Source organism: Paraliobacillus zengyii, assembly GCF_003268595.1.
GTDB classification, from domain to species: domain Bacteria; phylum Bacillota; class Bacilli; order Bacillales; family Amphibacillaceae; genus Paraliobacillus_A; species Paraliobacillus_A zengyii.
Genome location: NZ_CP029797.1, coordinates 3,499,889 through 3,518,015, shown reverse-complemented (window position 1 = coordinate 3,518,015; position 18,127 = coordinate 3,499,889). Strand labels below are relative to the sequence as shown.

Below are 18,127 nucleotides of genomic sequence, written 5' to 3'. Positions count from 1 at the left end.
CTTTTTATGTACGTGATATTATTCTGTTAATATTAAAACTTTATGATAAAATAACGAAGATACATATTTTTTTAAAAAATAAGTCAATGCATATAAAAAGTTTGAGTAAAAGGCAGGTTAATTCATGGTAGAAGAGAATATTACACGAATTGAACAAAATGGTAAAGAATTCATTTTGATTGGAACAGCTCATGTATCTAAAAATAGCGCGGAGCAAGTAAAAGAAGTAATAGAGGCTGAACAGCCAGATGCTGTTTGTATTGAATTAGATAAACAGCGTTACCAATCGATTATGGACGGCAATAAGTGGAAGGAAATGGACATATTTAAGGTTATTAAAGAGAAGAAAGCATCACTTTTATTAATGAATCTTGCTATTTCCTCTTTCCAAAAAAGAATGGCGAAACAATTTGGTATAGAAGCAGGTCAAGAAATGATTCAAGGTATTGAATCTGCTAAAGAATCAGGGGCAAAGCTAGTGTTAGCAGATCGTAATATTCAAATTACATTTGCTCGTATTTGGTCTGGTGTAGGTTTTAAGGGGAAAATGATGCTGCTAACGCAGGTTGTTGCTGGTATCTTTAGTAAAGATTCAATATCAGAAGAAGATCTAGAGAAGATGAAGAGTCAAGACTCAATTAATGCAGTGCTAAGTGAATTCACGCAATCTTTTCCTAAATTGAAAAAGCCGTTAATTGATGAACGAGATCAGTATCTAGCCCAAAAAATTAAGGATGCTCCTGGAAAGAAGATAGTGGCCGTATTAGGTGCAGCACATATACCGGGTATTAAGGAAGAGATAAAGAAAGAACACGATTTAAAGGCATTAAATCAGATACCGCCAAAGTCAAAAATCCCTAAAATTATTGGGTGGACAATACCGATGTTAATCATTGCATTAATTGCCTATACGTTTATTGCCAATCCAGCAGCAGGTCAACAGCAAATTGTAAGTTGGTTGTTATGGAATGGTGGATTTTCAGCTCTTGGAGTTGCAATTGGTTTAGGTCATCCATTAGCAATAATTACTGCCTTTGTCGCAGCGCCGATAACGTCACTAAATCCTTTAATAGCAGCTGGTTGGTTTGCTGGATTTGTGCAAGCTTTTGTAAAACGTCCGCAAGTGTCCGATTTTGAAAGTTTAACAGAAGATGTTTTTAGTGTGAAAGGTTTTTGGCGTAATAAAGTAACACGTGTATTACTAATCGTAGTGCTTGCTAATTTAGGAAGTACATTAGGTACAATTATTGCGGGAACAGATGTTATTCGATTATTTATTGAAAATCTATAGATTAATATGATAAAAAATGTAATATACTTATTGTTCCGAAAATAGCAGCTGAGAGATTCGAACTGTTTTTAATTGAAATGCAAGTAGCGCCTGTGTGTTTAGTTTTATAAAAATAGGTAATAACATAACCATTAAGGATTTTTTTAGGAGTTGTTATGTTATATGTCAGAATATAAAAAGAATAGTATTACATTAACTGGAGCTGTTGGACTAGGTACAGGTGTAATGATTAGTGCCGGTATTTTCGCGTTACTCGGACAAGTAGCTGCGATGTCGGGAGTTTGGTTCCCGATTATCTTTATTATTGGTGGTATCGTAACTGGATTTAGTGCTTATTCATATGCAAAAATGAGTCAGCAGTATCCATCTGCTGGCGGTATTGGAATGTATCTAGTCAAAGCTTATGGAAAAGGAACCATTGCGGCCTCAGCTGCAATGCTAATGGCTTTGTCGATGGTTATTAATCAAAGTTTGGTAGCCCGAACATTTGGTACGTATACGTTACAATTATTTGATGTAAATACATCGAGTATTCTTGTGCCGGTATTAGGTGTTGGTTTGCTAATCCTTGCTTTTATTGTCAATATCTCAGGAAATAGTTTTATTCAATCATTCACATCCTCTGCATCATTAATAAAAATTATTGGTTTGCTTATTTTTGCAATAGGTGGACTATGGGTGGCTAACTTTGCAATTGAGCCAGCAGAACTTGGTGATAATCCACCGAATCCAGGTATGGTAAATTATGTAGCAGCAGTTGCCCTAACTATTTTAGCCTTTAAAGGTTTTACAACGATAACAAATAGTGGATCAGAAATTACTAAACCAAAGAAAAATGTAGGGCGAGCGATTGTTATATCAATTTTAATTAGTTTATTTGTTTATTTAATCCTTGCATGGGCAGTTTCTAGTAATTTATCAATAACTGAAATTATTAAAGCCCAAGATTATGCTTTAGCAGAAGCCGCGCGACCAGCATTCGGTAATATTGGTGTCTGGTTCACCGTTATTATTGCTATTATTGCAACCATTACAGGGATTATTGCTAGTGTATTTGCAGTATCTCGTATGTTGGCTATGCTTACGAATATGGAGCTCATCCCACATAAACATTTTGGCATGCCAGGTGGAATACAAAAGCATACACTTGTTTATACGATTGTAATTGCAATGGTATTAACCATATTTTTTGATTTAAGTCGTATTGCTTCCATGGGTGCTATTCTGTATTTAATTATGGATATGATCATTCATTGGGGTGTATTTAAACATCTGCGTGATCAAGTTGGGGCTAATCCTTATATTGTGATGAGCGCCTTTATACTTGATGGTATCATTCTACTAGCATTTATCTGGGTCAAGTGGACCTCAGATCCACTGATCATAATTATTTCCATTATTGCAACGTTGCTTGTTTTTGTTGGCTTGCATTTCTTTTTAAAAAAACAGCAAACAGAATGAAAAATAACGCTTGCTAATTTGAAAATAGGTGCTATGCTATATCTGATTCTAGTCAGATGGAGTGTGAGAATAGCAACATGAAAATCGTATCGTTTAATGCCTTTCGCACGATTGGTATGCCAGGCGTGCATTATATAAAACCTGATCTTATGTTTAAAGAAATAGATGCAATTAGGAAAGCGGATATTGTCCTATTCCCGGAAACGTGGCAAGTCCCAGCACTTGTTTATGGATGGAAGAAAAAGATTTTCCCTAGTATAGAATCGATGCAACTCGGTTTTAGTAAAACAGAAATGACAAGAGCGTTATGGGCTGTTGCGCCAGAAAATGTACCGTATACAGAGATTGTGGCAAGTACGCCAACAAATATCGCGATGATATTAGATACGTTTCCTTTTCCCTTTGTCGCTAAAGAAATACGGAATTCAATGGGTAGAGGGACTTTTCTTATTGAAAGTGAAGAACAATTTATCAATTATGCAAAGCAAAATGATGTACTTTATGTACAAGAACATTTAGAGAATGATGGGAAAGATATGCGAATATGTGTAATAGGTGATGAAATTTTCGCATCTTATTGGCGTGTTGGAATGGAAGGGGAATTTCTGCATAATCTTGCCCAAGGCGGCAAGCTTTGTTATGATTTTGTCCCACCGGAAGCTAGTGAACTTGTTCTCCGAATAGCAAAGGAGTTAAATATTAATCATGCTGGATTTGATGTCATGATTAGTGAAGGTAAATTTTATATTCTGGAATTCAATATATTATTCGGTAATCAAGGTTTGCAAAGGGCAGGAGTATCTCTTGAACAAGCAATCTATCAATATATAAGTAATGAATTTAATCAGCCATTTCCAACAAGGCCTTTACCAACTAGAACAGTTTCATAAGCTATACGAAGTCGTTTGCACTTATACTTCTGCAAGTAATTTTAAAAATTTGTATGATTTGGATAGGTATTTTACTGATGACATTACATTTACTAAAACTATGATAAGAGAAGGAGAGGGGTTCTGATATAATAGACCCTCTGCTTTTTTATATATAATAAGGTTGGTTACTTGTACTAGAGGGAATAGATATTATAATAAAGTTATGACATGTGTTTAAAAGGGAGATAGTTATGTCCAAAAAAACAATGATCGTTTGGTTTCGTAAAGATTTACGACTTCAAGATAATATGGCCTTATATGAAGCCGCTAAAGAAGATAATGTTATTTTAGTCTACATACATGCACCTGATGAAGAAGACATGGGGATGGGATCTGCTGAATCGTGGTGGTTACATCATAGTCTAAAAGCTTTGCAACAGGAATTAAAAACGTATCATGTTCCACTAATTTTACGAAAAGGTCCAACTCAAGAAACGTTACAAAGAATAATAGAAGAAACACAGGCAGATGGTATATTCTTTACTAAACGGTATGAACCTCAAATAAGTGAGCGTGATCAACAAATCAGTAATGTTCTCGCAGAGCAAGGAATAAGTGTGCAAACCTTTCATTCGAACTTACTATTTACACCTGGCACAGTGAGAAATAAGCAAGATAATGTTTATAAAGTATTCACACCTTTTTTGAAACAAGCTAGACAGCAAATAGTAGAAAAGCCAGTTCCTAAACCGAAGCGTATAAATTCTAAACTCCCTTCTGACTTTGTTGTTGGAGAATTGGAAGAGCTAGGTCTATTGTCAGATTACCCTTGGTCAGATAAATTTAATCATTACTGGACCCCAGGGGAAAATGGTGCCTATACGAAATGGAAAGATTTTTTACTAGATGCAATTGAACAATATGATGATCAGCGAGATATTCCCTCCAAAGAAGGTGTTTCAAAACTATCACCACATCTTGCATGGGGTGAAATTAGTCCACGTAGTATCTGGTATCAAAGTAAAGAGAAATTAGATATGGTTAGTAAAGAGGAAGGTGATCGTTATAAGCAAATTGAGTCCTATTTACGACAAGTAGTATGGCGTGACTTTGCTTATCATCAATTAGTTAGTTATCCATATGTTATTAACCAACCGTTAAAAGATGAGTTTAAGGCGTTTCCATGGCTGAAAAATACGGAAGCGTTAGATCGTTGGAAAAGTGGTATGACAGGTTATCCGCTAATTGATGCTGGAATGCGTGAACTATGGGAAACAGGATGGATGCATAACAGGATTCGCATGATTACTGCATCCTTTTTGGTTAAACATTTACTTATTCATTGGCTAGAAGGCGCAGCATGGTTCCGTGATACATTGATTGATCATGATCTTGCAAATAACACGATGGGTTGGCAATGGGTTGCAGGATCAGGTTATGATGCTTCTCCATACTTTCGTGTGTTTAACCCTATTCTTCAGGGGGAGAAGTTTGATAAAGATGGCGAGTATGTACGAAAATGGATTCCGGAAATCGCTGACTTACCAAATAAATACATCTTCTCTCCATGGACCGCTCCGGAAAAAGTATTAACACAGTTGGGGATAAAACTGGGACAAACATATCCAGAACACATCGTTGATCATAAAGCAGCTAGGGAACGAGCTTTAGTAGCTTATTATGAAATGAAAGAAATTAATAGTATTTAAAAAACCTGTGGATGACTGAGACAATCCACAGGTTTTATTACAATAATGGTTTCAGTTATTTCATTAAATTAGATTATGTGGATAGTGTGTGGATAAGTGAAGTTCATAAAATAAAAAGGAATTGGATGACATGCATCCAATTCCTTTTGTAACTATTGAATTAAAATTCTAAATTATTATTTTCGGATACATGTTGCACGTTATACCACTTATTCCCGACATTTGAATAACGTGTGTTTACCATGTTAACTTCACTCGTATTACTATCTGTTCTAAAAATAGCTTCATCCATATTGGTAATTACACTGCCTTCAATATTAATACTTGTCTTAAAAGTAGTGCCACCATTTTGTCTAATCATTTTACCAGCATCGTTTGCGGTAAAATTAATAATATTAAATGTAGAAGGTGCGTTCACTTGAAACATCTTATCATCGCCGTGTTGAGCTGACCCACCACGAATTGTAACATTACCTTCGCCTTTAATGGTTAGAGCGTCTTCTCCAATGTCTTCCCAGACAACATTCTGAACGAGAACATCCCCATACGTATGCACACCATCGGCTGCTGGTGCACCTAGCACAACGTTGCGTAATGTTGCGCCATCTTCTAAACGAAATACTGGATCTTGATCTTCATCCTGGCTACCATCTCCAACTGTATTGGGATTAGCAACATATCTATTCCCTTCACCATCAAAGGTTTGTCCTTCTTCTACAACAATGGTTTGATTTACTGTAATTGTATCGGATGGTGTGACTTCAGTAATCCGCCATTGTTGATTATCTCCACCTAAATCTGCCCATTGCACGACATTCGCGCCATCAGCTGCGGACCACTCATACACCTCTAACGCTTTTCCACTGAATCTATTGATAATTTTGACATAGCCATTACCTAAGTCGACGATATTCCATTGTTGACTATCGCCATTCCAGTCTGACCACTGTGCAATATTAGCACCGTCTGCAGTCGACCAATCCTGGACTTCCATTGCCTTAATGCTGAATGCGTTTACAATTTTATCGTAACCATTTCCAACATTAATAATTTTCCATTGTTGGCTCAGGCCACCCCAATCATCATACTGTACAATATTTCCACCGTCTGCTGTAGACCAGTCATAAACTTCAAGTGCTTTGCCACTAGATTTGTTAACAATCTTATAGGATTTACTTGCTTCAAAACTAGCTGCTTGCACTGAACCCGCTATCATAAAAACACCGATAAATAAACTTAAAGCTAATAATAAATAGACCTTTCTTTTCATTCCGCACATCTCCTTCATTTTAGTGAATTTTTGATGAATACGTATGTTAAGAAAAGCTCATGATGTTTTCTATCGGCCGATAGATTACACATATTAGTATACAGATTATGTAAAATATTACAATAGTAAAATAGTAGTACATTACTATTTTACTAACGACTCTATCATAAACGTTATTTTCATCTATACTTATAATAGATATGATATGAATAGTAGTACTCGCTTACATCATTATATGAAAAGCGAGTACTACGTCATTGTTCATCAATCTTTTCTGACAATGGACCTTTTAGAAAATGGTATAAATAATTCTATAGTCATGTGGAAAACAATTGACTCATATCCAATGCTGGTACTTCAGCTAAACGAATATGTTCAAATGTATCCTTTTGAGAATTGTACTGATAGTCTTTACACCACTCATCTTTATGTTCGATGACCTCTTTAATGGCCATGAGTATATATTGAATTTCCTTATTTGACATGACAGGGTGTAAAGAAATCCTTACCCAACCAGGCTTTAATGACATATCACCAGCCTCTGCTTTGTTGGCCATTTTTTTAGAGTAGGAATGATCAATGTTAAATAAGTAATGACCATATGGTCCAGCACAAGAACAGCCACCTCGTGCCTGAATCCCAAATCGATCGTTCAATAATTTCACAAACAGATGATGATGAATATCTTTTGTATAAAATGCAATAATACTTAGACGTTGATGTAAAGATGAATTATCTAATATAGTAATCTCTTTCATTTGTTCTAATTGTGGTAGGAAAAAAGCTATCAATTCTTTCTCTCGATGGTGCATTTCTTCGATACCCATCTGTTCTTTTAGTTGAAGGGTTAATGCAGTTTTGATCATTTGTAAAAAACCTGGTGTACCACCATCTTCTCGTTCTTCTAGATTAAATGCATACTTATAATCCCCCCATTGATCTGTCCATAAAACTGTTCCACCACCTGGGTTGTCGGGTATAGCGTTTTTAAGTAAAGTATTCGATAGTATTAAAATGCCACTTGTGCCAGGTCCACCTAGAAACTTATGAGGCGAAAAAAGGATTCCATCTAATTTTTTTAATTTATCTTTAGGATGCATATCAATCTCAACATAAGGAGCACAAGCAGCGAAGTCAATAAAACAGACCCCACCATGCTGATGCATAATCTTTGCTAATTGATGATAGTTTGTTTGAATGCCGGTTACATTGGAACAAGCCGTAAAGGCGCCAATTTTCAGTTTTCTATTTTTGTACTTGGTGAGGAGTGATTGAAGCTCATCCATGTTGATCGTACCATCTGATCTTGGGGGTAACATAACTACGTCACCAATTGTTTCTTGCCAAGAGAGATAATTAGAATGATGTTCCATATGACTGACGAAGATTATTGGACGATCTTCCTTCTTTATATGCATTTGCTTTTGCATGTTTTCGGGGGCACGTATCCCTAGTAACCTTTGTAATTTAGTTACAGCAGCCGTCATACCTGTTCCAGCTGAGATTAATATGTCAGAATCATCTGCATGGACATGGCTTTTAATTATTTCTTTCGCATAATGATAAGCCTCTGTTGTTGTGGTTCCTGTAACAGTTGACTCTGTGTGTGTATTTCCGATAAACGGACCAAAAAGATTAGTGATTTTTGTTTCGATTGGACGATATAGTCTACCGCTAGCCGTCCAATCTGCGTATATGATTTTTTTTATTCCATAAGGAGAATGAAATACGTGATGATGGCCAACTATGTGTCTCCGAAATGCTTGAAAGTGTTGTTCTAACTCGCCAGTTGGATAGTTTATATTATTACCGATCTTTGCTTTAAACATCGTCAATCCGCCCTTCTAATCAAAAACATCTACCATCAGCCTATGTTTAAATGATGAAAGTGTTATGCATAAAAGGGATAAGACATAATTTTGTCACGGCTAAAGACTTTATTAGATAAACAACTGCATGTTTGATTGTAACGCACTTTTTAAATATGTTTTTGCATCAACGATTTCTAATTCAGGTAATAACTCTTCTTCTTTAAAGCCCATGATATCTACTGAAAGTTTACATCCATAAAACTTCACATTTTTTTTTCGTGCGCCTTTTAAGAAGTGTATAAGGTGAGGTGCATGGTTATCATCAATCATATCAACTAATAGTTTTTTTCCTAAACCGTTAAAATTCATTTTTGATAATGGGAGGTCCTCTATGCCCTTAGGTGAAAAAGAGCTGAACATTTTTTCGTAAATAGTCTTGGCCTCGTTTGAAATTTTTTCGGGATCACGAACTAACCATAAACCCCAAAAAGAAAAAAACATGGTTACTTCAACATCAAGCTCACGTGCAGCATTTGCTAAAATTAGGCCTGCCATTGCTTTGTCATATTCACCACTAAACATTAATAAATTCATTTCTTCTGACATGGTTACACTCCTTTTTTCCAATAGTATGTGCGATGCGCGCCTGAAAATGTATAAAAATATTTCAATTTGATTAAAAAGTATATATAAAGATAGACTTTCTAAATAATCATGCTAAAATTTAATATAACAGCAGTAATTGATAAAGGGGGGTACTTACGTGATGAAAAATATTTGGTTGAAAAAAATATTTGTCGTATTGGTTTCAATTATGACGTTAGGCATGTATGTCCCCCCGGTACAATTACATACAAACACGGAAGCAAGTAATAAAGAAATCGAGTCGTCCAAAGACGATTCTCTGGTAGATAATGGATCTGTTTTTATAGATGAAACGACTGAAATAGTCGATGCATTTATTCCGGATACAGATCCAATCAGTAGCTTAACAGAGCAAGCAAAGGCGCAAGCTTTCCTAAAGTTAGGACCGAAAATTTCGAATCGAATTGAAGCTAACTTTACTTCTGAAATTTTGCCTGGAATTGAAGAGGTGGTTGCAACAATCTTACAAGATGTAGGAAGTGATGAAGTTCCTTATATTAAGGTATCAGAAGCACAATATGCTGGTTATGGTGAGAAAATATTTGACTTATATGATGAGCGAACAAAGCAAGATATTGCACGTTTCCATGTTCGTAGAGATAACCGTCCACAAGAAGGCTATTGGTTCAATTTCCACTATCATACAGAACAAGATGGATATGAAACACACCACACTATTGGCGAAGTATACTGGAGTAAAGATACACCACCAAAATGGATGGCATAATAAAAGTTACGCAAAAAAAAACGACTGAGCAATCAGTCGTTTTTTTGTAACATTTCTCCTACTATCTCATAAGAACGTAGTCGATCTTCCTGGTGATAAATTTGTGAGCTAATAATGACTTCATCAGCATTTGTTTCAGCTAAAAAGGCTGCTAGTTTCTCTTGAACTTGTTTTGCATTTCCAACGATAGTTGAACGCGAATCAAGTGTTTTTTCAACAGCTGCTTTTTCTTGTGCTGACCAGAAAGTATTAATGTCATCAATCGGTGGTTGTAATTTTGTAGGCTTACCACGAATAATGCTTAAAAATTGTTGTTGCTGTGAAGTAGCTAGCCACTCTGCTCTTTTCGTTGTATCAGCAGCAACAATGTTAACGCCAACCATGGCATATGGTTTTGTTAACGTATGAGAAGGTTTGAAATGATCCCGATAAATGTTTAATGCTGGTATTGTATAATCTGGTGAGAAATGACTCGCAAATGCAAAAGGTAACCCCTTTTCGGCGGCTAGTTGTGCGCTAAATCCGCTAGATCCCAATAACCAAGTAGGAATAGCTAAACCTTGTCCTGGTACTGCACGAACGCCTCTGTTACCCTCTTCAGTAAAATAAGCTTGTAACTCTGCTAATTGTTCTGGGAATTCTTCAGCTGAGCTGTTCAACGTTCGTCTTAAAGCATAAGCTGTACCTTGATCACTACCTGGAGCGCGGCCAAGACCGAGATCGATACGACCTGGATATAGAGACTCTAAAGTTCCGAACTGTTCCGCAATTACTAGTGGTGCGTGATTAGGAAGCATAACTCCTCCAGAACCGACACGAATCGTTTTGGTGGCTCCAGCAATGTGTCCAATAACGACGGATGTGGCTGAGCTTGCTATTCCTGGCATGTTGTGATGTTCAGCAAACCAATAACGATGAAAACCCAATTTCTCAGCGTCTTTTGCTAATGCAACGCTATGTTTAAATGATGCAGCGGGATTGCTTCCTTCATTTACAGGCGCAAGATCTAAAACAGATAGTGGCACGCCGTTGAAATATTTATGTGTAGTCAATTTAAAAGCTCCTCTATATTAAAGTAATCTTAGAATACGCCGTTTTTTATTTTTTCTCCAATTATCTGTTTCAAGTAAATTTCCTTTTAGTTACAACAGCTTTTGACTAAACAAGTAGTAACATCTCATGATATAGTAAATAAGAAGACGGACAAGTCAAAGGGGTCGAAAATTTAATGCAACGAACTGATATTCTTAATCAATTTGAATCTGAAATGAAACTTCCGCATTTCTTAGATGCTATTAATTCAATGGGTGTAGGTTTAACTGTTGTTGATGCTACAAAAAGGGAACTACCACTTATTTATGTTAATCAAGGATTTGTTGAAATGACTGGCTATAATAAGGAAGAAGTTTTAAATAAAAATTGTCGATTCTTACAAGGAAATAGTACAGACCAAAAAGAAGTAGATAAAGTAAGAGATGCTATTAAGGAAGCAGAAGCAACTGGTGTAGTTTTAAAAAACTATCGCAAGGATGGCAGCTATTTCTGGAATCAATTTATTATCAGTCCTGTCCATGATACGGAAGGTAAATTAACTTATTTTATTGGATTACAGTTTGATGTTACTGAAGAGATTGAAGAAAAGAATTACTCCAATAAGAAAATGAAAGAGTTGTCTAACTTTGATCGTGTAACAGGATTAATGAACTTAGATTTTTTTAAGAAGCGTATTCAACAAATTATTAATCAAGATAAAAAAGGTAGCCTGTTACGTATCAATTTACATCGTTTTCGTAATGTAAATAATACATACGGAGAAGCCTTGAGTGATAACATTTTATTGCAAGTAGCAGAGCGGTTACGTCAAGTATGTACATTAACGCCGATATGTCGTAGTTTTGCTGATGATTTTGTTATTTTGTATTCGAATGAGCTATCCTTAGAAGATATATTGACGGAATTGGAGCAAAAACTAAGTCGTCCTTATTTATTACAAGGAGAAGAGATTCAACTAGATTATAGTATTGGAATAAGCCAATTCCCAGAGAATGGACAGGATGTAGAAAGTTTGCTTACATTTGCTTCTCTTGCAATGAAACAAGCTAAACAGTTCACAACGCGTAGTTATGCTTATTTTAATCTGCAATTATCAGAACAGTTAGCAGAACGGATGAGGTTGGAAAAAAGATTTCAACACGCATTAGAAGAGAATGAATTTTCACTTCATTATCAGCCAAAGTATACGGTGGAATCGGAATTAAGAGGAATGGAAGCTTTAATTAGGTGGAGTGATCCAAAATTTGGCATGATTAGCCCTGCGAACTTCATTCCGATTGCAGAAGAAACAGGCTTTATTATTGAGCTTGGAGAATGGGTAATGTATACAGCTTGTGTTCAAAATAAAAAGTGGCAAGAAGAGGGGTTCGAAGCTATACCTGTATCAGTTAACGTTTCTGCCGTACAGTTTGTTCATCCGAAATTTGTTAATAAAGTGGAACAAACCTTAAATGAAACAGGCTTGTCGCCAGCTTCATTAGAATTAGAAATTACAGAAAGTCTATTAATTGACCCAGAGCATATCATTAGCAAACTGCATAAATTAAAAGCTTTAGGTATCTCGATCTCTATTGATGATTTTGGGACAGGGTATTCATCGATAAATTATTTAAAAGATTTTCCAGTTGATACTTTAAAGATCGATCGTTCTTTTATTATTAATGTTCCGGAGAACAAACGGGATGCCGCATTGTTACATTCCATTATGCAACTAGGTAAATCATTAGGACTAACTGTTTTAATTGAAGGTGTAGAAACCAAGGAACAATTGCAATTTTTTAAAGAACATGACGGTGACCTGATTCAAGGATATTATTTTAGTAAACCATTGCCAGTAGATGCTATGACCAAAAAGTTAATCGGTAAATAAACAGAAATACTAGTCACATAACTTTTTAGCCAAAATAAGTACTAATCCGTCGCTTTTTAAGTTTAGCGTGTGAAACATCCATAGACTCTGACAAAACGTTCCATGCATCAGAATAATCATCAACTGAGACATAAACCGCCATGTTGATTTTCGCTTCGGACAGTCGCTTTCCGCGGGCAAGTCTTTTCGATGGGTCGAGTAATCGCAGACCCAACGCTTCAACTTCCTCGGAAGCAAAAAGCACTTCCTGCGGGATTTTCAGCTGTTGCTTTTCCCGCAGGAGTCGACTGTCCTACGCTACAATCAATTAGCATAACGTGAACAGCTATTGTCATAAGCACAATTAAAATTCCTGAACAGTAGACGATGTATCAGTTTTATCGCCTATCCAGCGGAGCAATTGAAATGGGTGAGACTCCAGTGGGAACAGCGCGGGCTGAAGATCCACTCGGAAAGCGAATTATGCTTATCCGAGTTAGTTGAAGCCGTGCCTACGGAAAGCGATCCCATTTTAATTGTGGAGCGAGTATGGAATCTACGTCGCAGTTTCTATCAAGTTAGCAAGATGAAACGTAATGATGCTAACGAAAGTAGTTTGAAGTCAACTTCACCTTTAGATTGCGAAATTTCGCGTGTTTATCAAGACTTAAATGCCTTCACTCGCTAAAGTTAAGTTAGTTATAAAGGGTTAATGTCATCTGTTTGAATAATAGCGTTATTATTAGTGAGATTTTGATCTGGATTTGGTACAAGTCTTAATATAATCATACCTACAATGAATAATAAGATAAGACTAAACACACCCAAGTTTGAACGTCCTGTTATTTGCGTTGTTATACCGACTAGCAATGGACCAGTAATGGATGCGAATTTACCAAAGATATTATAAAAACCAAAGAATTCATTAGCTTGATGCTTTGGTACGAGTTTTGCGAAATATGCACGACTTATAGCCTGAATACCACCTTGTGATGTTGCAACAAGCATTGCTAAAATCCAAAAGTCAACAATTGTTTCTAAAAAGAACGCATAGATGCAAACTACCATATATACGCCGATTCCAGCATACAACATCTTTTTTCCTTTAAAGATTTCAGATAGTCTTCCATATAAAATGGAAAACGGTGCCGCAACTACTTGGGTAACAAATAATACAATTAAGAGACTTGTGGTATTCAATCCTAGGTCGGTTCCATATGCAGTAGACATGGAAATGATCGTACCAACCCCATCAATATAAAAGAAATAAGCAAGTAAGAATAAAAATACGGCTCGGTATTTCTTAACCTCTTTAAAGGTGCCACTAAGTCGTTTAAAACTATTTCTAATAATGTGTGGTTCAGGTTTGATCGCATAGCGTTGCTTTACATTTCTTAATAAGGGGATTGAGAATAGACCCCACCAAGCTGCAGTTATTAAAAACGCTATTCGACTTGCTGTAATACTAGATATGGGTAAAACTTCTTGCTGTGCCAATAGAATAATGACGATACTTAATAAAAATGGTATGGCACTACCTATGTAGCCTAAACCATAACCGCGTGCAGAAACTCGATTCATGCGCTTGTCTGTTGTAACATCAACTAAAAATGCGTCATAAAAAATGTTTGCACCCGTTGATCCAATCGAAGCTACTAAATAACAAATTAAGAGCAATAGCCAATTATCACTAGGGATAAAAGCAAGTGTTGCGGTGGCTGTAATACCTAAGCTGAAAAAGAAGGTGAAAAACCGTTTTTTATATCCTTGGTAATCCGCAATTGTCCCTAAAATTGGGGCAATCATAGCTAGAATAAATGTGAAAATAGAAATGGTATAGCCAAGATAAGCAGTTGAATTTGGCCCTGAAACACCAGCTTCCGTCGCAGCTGCTTTATAAAAGATAGGAAAAACAGCTGTTGTAATAACAATAGAATAAGCAGAATTAGCCCAATCATAAAATACCCAGCTTGATTCCCTTTTAGAGAACTTCCTCATTTATACCTCCACCTTTTATCATTAATAACTAAATCTCATGTTACGCAATAAAATACATGCTGTCTCAATTATTTTGAAAAGTTTGGACTAAATTTACAATTATAGAGGTTTAGTTTCATTGTGTAAGTGAAATAGAAAAAATAGGTGATAATAAATGACAATAAAAGTAAAACGCGTATATGAAACTATCAGAAAAGATGATGGGAAAAGAATATTAGTTGATCGTGTTTGGCCTAGAGGTATCTCCAAGGAAAATTTACAGTTGGATAATTGGTTGAAAGAACTAGCGCCGTCAACGTCATTAAGGAAATGGTTCCAACATGATCCTGATAAGTATCAAACGTTTAAACAAAAATATCAAACAGAGTTAAAAGAAGACTCAGAGAAACAAGAAGCATTAAAGGAACTAAAAGACGTTATTCGTTCAAATGATAATGTGACACTTTTGTATGCAGCCAAGGATGAACAGCATAACCAAGCGTTAGTATTAAAGGAAGAATTAGAGAATATTAATTAGTAATTGTTTATTTTGTGAGTAGTAGGGTAACGGATGGTATAGATTATAAATAGAAACTCAAACAAAATTAGAAAGGATGATCAAAATGTTTAAATCCTTACAAGCTTATTTTAAGACTGAAAATGATGCAGAAAGCGTTCATGCAAAGTTAAACAATAAAGTTAATGTGCGCAATGTAATGATCGATGAGGTTTCCGATGGTTTGAAAAATAAAGTAGTTGTACCATTGGTAGCTGCAAGTGGGGGACAATCTTCTACAACTCCTAGTAGTTCTCCTTATCCAATTCCTGCACTTGGTGATGGTCTTTTAAAACCAGGTCAGACAGAACATAAAACAGTGTTAGAGTGTGAGGTTGCAGAAGAAGATTTTGGAGAAGCGTTAATAATATTACAAGAAAATGAAGCTCATGTAGATAAAAATGCATTTGAATAATACTAGTAATGAACTTTACTTATAAGTGATTTATCTCACAACCTCCTAAACAAAAGTGCGTTATGTTCTTTATATACACTTTATTAGGAGGTTATTTTATGCAAGCATTTCAAATAAATGACACACCTGCAGAAATCGTTAAGACTTTCCCGCAAGCAAGTGATATTTTTAAAAAAGAGCAAATTAATTTTTGTTGTGAGGGAGATACGCCACTTAAAGAAGTATTAGTAGATAAAGAAGTGGATGTTGAGAACCTTCTTCAATCTATAAATCAAGCGTATAATAGTTGGAAAGAAGCGGGGAACGTAGTGACAGATTGGAATCAAGTATCAAGCACAGCCTTAGTTGAACATATTCTAGAACATCACCACGATTATTTGCACAAGGAATTAGAGCCACTTAGTCAATTTGTAACCAAAATATATCGGGTGCATGGTAAAAGTCATACACATCTTAAAGAGCTACATATTTTATATCACACATTTATGTCAGACATAGAGTCACATCTATTTGAAGAAGAAACGACGTTATTTCCACTCATACTTCAATACGAAGAAACCAAAGATTCAGAAACGGCAATTCTCATTCAAGAACTGTCGGATAAGATGCAAAATGAACATCAACTAATCGGTGATTTATTAAAGGAAATGTATGCTGTTACTAATGGATTTGTTCTACCAGAAGGTTCGTGTAATTCATATCGAATGACATATGCTCGCTTAGCGGAGTTAGAGGCAAATACATTTGAGCATATTCATCTAGAAAATAATATATTATTTAAAAGATAAACCAAGGACATCAACAAAAATTGTTGATGTCCTTTTAATTTTTTATTGACTAACATGTATATACAAGATATAATGAAAGCGTAATCAGATAACATGTATATACAAGTTATCTTGTCCTTATTGTATAAGTCATTTATTTAGATATAAACTAAAATTAATCTTCGTAAAAGAAGAAAGGGGTCAACACAATGGGTAAATACACTGATTCAGCCAAAGCTTTACTAGAGTACGTTGGTGGTAGTGATAATATTTCAGTTGTCACACACTGTGCAACACGTATGCGTTTTGTTTTAAATGATAACGAGAAGGCGGATACAGATAAAATTGAAGAAATAGATCTAGTTAAAGGTACGTTTACGAACGCAGGTCAATTCCAAGTCATTATTGGAAATGAAGTATCCACTTTTTATCAAGAATTCTCTAAAATTGCTGGTGTAGGTGATACATCAAAAGATGATGCGAAAGTTGCGGCAAAACAAAATATGAATTTCATCCAACGAATGATTTCGCATCTTGCAGATATTTTCACGCCATTAATTCCGGCTTTGGTAGTTGGTGGTTTAATATTAGGTTTTCGTAATGTAATTGGTGATATTCCGAACTTTGGACCAAATGGTGATCAAGCACTAATCGAACTATCACAATTTTGGGCAGGGACACATTCTTTTTTATGGTTAATAGGTGAAGCGATATTTCATTTCTTACCAGTTGGTATAGTTTGGGCGGTTACACGCAAAATGGGTACAACACAAATTCTAGGTATTGTGCTTGGGCTTACGCTTGTATCGCCACAGTTATTAAATGCTTATGGTGTAGCGGGAGCGGGATCAACAGATATCCCATTTTGGGATTTTGGTTTCGCCACAGTTAATATGATTGGATACCAAGCACAAGTTATTCCTGCGATTTTAGCTGGTTTTGTGTTAGCTTATCTTGAAATTGGCTTAAGGAAGGTTATTCCAAATGTTATTTCGATGATATTTGTTCCGTTTTTCGCATTATTACCAGCAGTTCTAATTGCGCATGTCGTACTTGGACCTATTGGATGGGAAATCGGTGCATGGATTTCTGATATCGTTTATAGTGGGTTAACTTCAGCATTTGGTTGGTTATTTGCAGCAGTGTTTGGTTTTGCCTATGCACCACTGGTTATAACAGGTTTACACCATATGACAAATGCAATAGACTTACAACTAATGAGTGAGTTTAATGGAACGAATTTATGGCCGATGATCGCGTTATCTAATATTGCGCAAGGTTCAGCAGTAGTTGCAATGATTATCATTAACCGTAATGATGAAAAAGAAAAGCAGGTTTCAATTCCTGCGGCTATCTCCTGTTACTTAGGAGTTACAGAGCCTGCGATGTTCGGTATTAATCTAAAATATGGATTCCCGTTTTTGGCAGCGATGATTGGTTCTGCGATTGCAGCAATTATTTCAGTTGGTAGTGGTGTCATGGCAAACTCGATTGGTGTTGGTGGTATACCAGGTTTTCTATCAATCCAAGCTGCACATTGGCTAATGTTTTTTGTAGCAATGGCAGTAGCAATTGTAGTCCCATTATTCTTAACAATGCTTTTCTCAAAAATGAAAATGGGTCAAAATGCATTTCAACGCTTAGGGAAAAAATAATAAATAGACAGCATAGCGACTATGAACGTATAGTTGCTATGCTGTCCTATCTATAAATCAAAGAAGGTG

15 protein-coding genes are annotated in these 18,127 nt (G+C 35.8%); 10 read left to right on the top strand and 5 right to left on the bottom strand.

Annotated elements, in window-relative coordinates; all coding sequences use genetic code 11:
* Positions 1–124: 124 nt before the first annotated feature.
* From DM447_RS17245 to DM447_RS17230, 4 genes are all read left to right on the top strand, one after another.
* Positions 125–1,291, top strand: a complete 1,167-nt coding sequence (locus DM447_RS17245) for a TraB/GumN family protein (RefSeq protein WP_112182416.1) — start codon at positions 125–127, stop codon at positions 1,289–1,291.
* Between the two features lie 162 nt (positions 1,292–1,453).
* Positions 1,454–2,752 (top strand): APC family permease, encoded by a 1,299-nt coding sequence (locus DM447_RS17240; RefSeq protein ID WP_112182415.1) that lies wholly within the window; start codon positions 1,454–1,456, stop codon positions 2,750–2,752.
* 77 nt (positions 2,753–2,829) lie between these two features.
* A complete protein-coding gene (locus DM447_RS17235; RefSeq protein WP_112182414.1) occupies positions 2,830–3,642 on the top strand; it encodes an ATP-grasp domain-containing protein in 813 nt (270 codons plus the stop codon).
* 233 nt (positions 3,643–3,875) lie between these two features.
* Entirely contained in the window at positions 3,876–5,333 is a 1,458-nt protein-coding gene (locus tag DM447_RS17230) for a cryptochrome/photolyase family protein (protein ID WP_112182413.1), read from the top strand.
* A 160-nt stretch (positions 5,334–5,493) separates the two neighbouring features.
* Here DM447_RS17230 and DM447_RS18725 read toward each other — a convergent pair whose 3' ends face one another.
* From DM447_RS18725 to DM447_RS17215, 3 genes are all read right to left on the bottom strand, one after another.
* Complete coding sequence (locus tag DM447_RS18725) at positions 5,494–6,549, bottom strand: pectate lyase (RefSeq protein ID WP_255421357.1); 1,056 nt, start codon at positions 6,547–6,549, stop codon at positions 5,494–5,496.
* Between the two features lie 371 nt (positions 6,550–6,920).
* The gene (locus DM447_RS17220; protein ID WP_112182411.1) at positions 6,921–8,432 is read right to left on the bottom strand and encodes an aminotransferase class V-fold PLP-dependent enzyme; all 1,512 of its coding nucleotides are present in this window, start codon (positions 8,430–8,432) and stop codon (positions 6,921–6,923) included.
* 111 nt (positions 8,433–8,543) lie between these two features.
* Positions 8,544–9,020: a DsrE/DsrF/DrsH-like family protein gene (locus DM447_RS17215; RefSeq protein WP_112182410.1), complete on the bottom strand. Its 477-nt coding sequence runs from the start codon at positions 9,018–9,020 to the stop codon at positions 8,544–8,546.
* A gap of 160 nt (positions 9,021–9,180) precedes the next feature.
* Between DM447_RS17215 and DM447_RS17210 the strand changes: the two genes are divergently transcribed.
* Complete coding sequence (locus tag DM447_RS17210) at positions 9,181–9,786, top strand: YpjP family protein (protein ID WP_112182788.1); 606 nt, start codon at positions 9,181–9,183, stop codon at positions 9,784–9,786.
* Positions 9,787–9,818: 32 nt separating this feature from the next.
* On the opposite strand, the gene DM447_RS17205 is transcribed toward DM447_RS17210, so the two are convergent.
* Positions 9,819–10,838, bottom strand: a complete 1,020-nt coding sequence (locus tag DM447_RS17205; protein WP_112182409.1) for an LLM class flavin-dependent oxidoreductase — start codon at positions 10,836–10,838, stop codon at positions 9,819–9,821.
* A gap of 176 nt (positions 10,839–11,014) precedes the next feature.
* Here DM447_RS17205 and DM447_RS17200 point away from each other — a divergent pair, with 176 nt between their 5' ends.
* A complete protein-coding gene (locus DM447_RS17200) occupies positions 11,015–12,709 on the top strand; it encodes a bifunctional diguanylate cyclase/phosphodiesterase (protein WP_232824073.1) in 1,695 nt (564 codons plus the stop codon).
* A gap of 678 nt (positions 12,710–13,387) precedes the next feature.
* Here the strand turns inward: DM447_RS17200 and DM447_RS17195 are convergent.
* The gene (locus DM447_RS17195) at positions 13,388–14,686 is read right to left on the bottom strand and encodes an MFS transporter (RefSeq protein ID WP_112182408.1); all 1,299 of its coding nucleotides are present in this window, start codon (positions 14,684–14,686) and stop codon (positions 13,388–13,390) included.
* 154 nt (positions 14,687–14,840) lie between these two features.
* Between DM447_RS17195 and DM447_RS17190 the strand changes: the two genes are divergently transcribed.
* The 4 genes from DM447_RS17190 to treP all read left to right on the top strand — a co-directional run bounded on the left by DM447_RS17190 (position 14,841) and on the right by treP (position 18,058).
* On the top strand, positions 14,841–15,203 hold the full coding sequence (locus DM447_RS17190; protein ID WP_112182407.1) for a DUF488 domain-containing protein: 363 nt from the start codon (positions 14,841–14,843) through the stop codon (positions 15,201–15,203).
* Between the two features lie 85 nt (positions 15,204–15,288).
* The gene (locus DM447_RS17185; RefSeq protein ID WP_112182406.1) at positions 15,289–15,636 is read left to right on the top strand and encodes a hypothetical protein; all 348 of its coding nucleotides are present in this window, start codon (positions 15,289–15,291) and stop codon (positions 15,634–15,636) included.
* A gap of 98 nt (positions 15,637–15,734) precedes the next feature.
* Positions 15,735–16,424, top strand: coding sequence for an iron-sulfur cluster repair di-iron protein (ric, locus tag DM447_RS17180; RefSeq protein WP_112182405.1), 690 nt, complete (start codon positions 15,735–15,737; stop codon positions 16,422–16,424).
* Positions 16,425–16,612: 188 nt separating this feature from the next.
* Positions 16,613–18,058, top strand: coding sequence for a PTS system trehalose-specific EIIBC component (gene treP, locus DM447_RS17175; protein ID WP_112182404.1), 1,446 nt, complete (start codon positions 16,613–16,615; stop codon positions 18,056–18,058).
* Positions 18,059–18,127 lie beyond the last annotated feature (69 nt).

Bases quoted from the DNA above. Each gene is read 5' to 3' on its own strand.
- DM447_RS17245 (WP_112182416.1), top strand. From the start codon at position 125: ATGGTAGAAGAGAATATTACACGAATTGAACAAAATGGTAAAGAATTC.
- DM447_RS17240 (WP_112182415.1), top strand. From the start codon at position 1,454: ATGTCAGAATATAAAAAGAATAGTATTACATTAACTGGAGCTGTTGGA.
- DM447_RS17235 (WP_112182414.1), top strand. From the start codon at position 2,830: ATGAAAATCGTATCGTTTAATGCCTTTCGCACGATTGGTATGCCAGGC.
- DM447_RS17230 (WP_112182413.1), top strand. From the start codon at position 3,876: ATGTCCAAAAAAACAATGATCGTTTGGTTTCGTAAAGATTTACGACTT.
- DM447_RS18725 (WP_255421357.1), bottom strand. From the start codon at position 6,549: ATGATAGCGGGTTCAGTGCAAGCAGCTAGTTTTGAAGCAAGTAAATCC.
- DM447_RS17220 (WP_112182411.1), bottom strand. From the start codon at position 8,432: ATGTTTAAAGCAAAGATCGGTAATAATATAAACTATCCAACTGGCGAG.
- DM447_RS17215 (WP_112182410.1), bottom strand. From the start codon at position 9,020: ATGTCAGAAGAAATGAATTTATTAATGTTTAGTGGTGAATATGACAAA.
- DM447_RS17210 (WP_112182788.1), top strand. From the start codon at position 9,181: ATGAAAAATATTTGGTTGAAAAAAATATTTGTCGTATTGGTTTCAATT.
- DM447_RS17200 (WP_232824073.1), top strand. From the start codon at position 11,015: ATGCAACGAACTGATATTCTTAATCAATTTGAATCTGAAATGAAACTT.
- DM447_RS17195 (WP_112182408.1), bottom strand. From the start codon at position 14,686: ATGAGGAAGTTCTCTAAAAGGGAATCAAGCTGGGTATTTTATGATTGG.
- DM447_RS17190 (WP_112182407.1), top strand. From the start codon at position 14,841: ATGACAATAAAAGTAAAACGCGTATATGAAACTATCAGAAAAGATGAT.
- DM447_RS17185 (WP_112182406.1), top strand. From the start codon at position 15,289: ATGTTTAAATCCTTACAAGCTTATTTTAAGACTGAAAATGATGCAGAA.
- ric (WP_112182405.1), top strand. From the start codon at position 15,735: ATGCAAGCATTTCAAATAAATGACACACCTGCAGAAATCGTTAAGACT.
- treP (WP_112182404.1), top strand. From the start codon at position 16,613: ATGGGTAAATACACTGATTCAGCCAAAGCTTTACTAGAGTACGTTGGT.